Origin of the sequence: Chromobacterium aquaticum (genome assembly GCF_021129195.1) — a bacterium.
Classification (GTDB): domain Bacteria; phylum Pseudomonadota; class Gammaproteobacteria; order Burkholderiales; family Chromobacteriaceae; genus Chromobacterium; species Chromobacterium aquaticum.
Window position 1 is genome coordinate 1 of the sequence record NZ_JAJOHW010000201.1, and the last position, 1,423, is coordinate 1,423.

1 protein-coding gene and 1 pseudogene are annotated in these 1,423 nt (G+C 70.7%); both read left to right on the forward strand.

Going from position 1 to position 1,423, the window contains the following annotated elements; genetic code table 11:
• Positions 1–314 (forward strand): annotated as a pseudogene (locus LQT98_RS22690) (long-chain-fatty-acyl-CoA reductase); the annotation flags it as partial.
• The coding region (locus LQT98_RS22695) for a phenylacetate--CoA ligase family protein (RefSeq protein ID WP_231465401.1) at positions 311–1,423 on the forward strand (1,113 nt) is incomplete at its 3' end. The pseudogene LQT98_RS22690 and the gene LQT98_RS22695, both read left to right, overlap by 4 nt.

Sequence of the window (1,423 nt, forward strand, 5' to 3'; positions counted from 1 at the left end):
ACGGCGCGCTGCTGCGCGCCGGCACCATCTTCGTCAATCCGACCGAATTGTCCGCGCCGCTGGGCCTGGCTGTGCAATGGCTGGTGGACCACGCCGCCAGCGGCTGCGACCGCATCCGGGTGCTGGCCGACGGCGACGCTGCGCAGGTGCGCGCCCGCCTGCTGCAAGACCCGATGCTGAACGAGGTCGTCAGCGGCGGCCTGCTGCAACTGGACGTCATCGCCACCCCGGCCAGCCAGTTCCAGCGCCATCCGCAAAGCGGCAAGACCCCGCTGGTGTTGGACCAGCGCCGCAACACGGAGCCGGCGCAATGAAGGCCGCCATGGATGTCAGGCTGCGCCGGCTGGTGGAACACGCCCGCGCTCACTCGCCGTTTTTCACCGCGCTGTACCGCGAGCTGCCGGCGGACTGGACGCTGAGCGATCTGCCGCTGATCGAGCCGGCGGACTACTGGCGCCAATGCCAGCCGCTGGAAGACTGGCCGGTGCTGAGCGGCCCGCTGGCGGACGGCCATGTGTTCAAGACCGGCGGCTCCACCAGCGATGGCAAGCTGTCGGTGTTCCGCCGCGACGAATGGCAGGCCTTCGTGCGCGCCTTCGGCCAGGGCCTGGGCCGGCAACTGCTGCCTGGCGACCGCGTCGCCAACCTGTTCTTCGCCGGCGATCTCTACACCAGCCTGCTGTTCATCCACGGCGCGCTGTCGCACTCGCCGGCTCCGGTGGTGGAGTTTCCGTTTACCTGCAATGTCGAGGACGCGGCGCTGGCCGACGCCATCGACACGCTGGACATCAATGTGCTGGCCGGCGTGCCGGTGCAACTGGTGCGCTTCGCCAGCTGGCTGCAACAGGCCGGCCGCGCGCTGACCGGCGTGCGCTGCCTGCTTTACGGCGGCGAAAGCCTGTTCGCCGAGCAACTGGCCCTGCTGGGCCGGGTGTTTCCCAATGCCCGCATCGGCTCCATAGGCTGCGCCAGCGTCGATGCCGGCCTGATCGGCGCCGCCGGGCCGGATTGCGCCCAGGGCGAGCACCGCGTGTTCGACGCCGACACCATCGTCGAAATCATCGACGAGGCCAGCGGCCTGCCGATCACGGAGCCGGACCGCAAAGGCCTGCTGGTGGTCAGCAATCTGCAACGGCGGCTGATGCCGGTGATCCGCTATCCCACCGGCGACCTGGCTTGCTGGCGCGAGCCGGCCGGGCGGCCCGAACGCAAGTTCGCGCTGCAAGGGCGCGCCAGCCGCGGCCACCGCGTGCGCGTCTGCACGCTGTCCTTGTTCCCGGACGAACTGGACCCACTGCTGCGGGGGCAGGACGGGGTGCTGGCCTGGCAGCTGCTGGTGGGCCGCCGCGACGGCGTCGACACCCTCAGCCTGCGGGTGGCCAGCGAATACGCGCCGGCCCCGGCGGCGGAGCCGCTGCGCGAA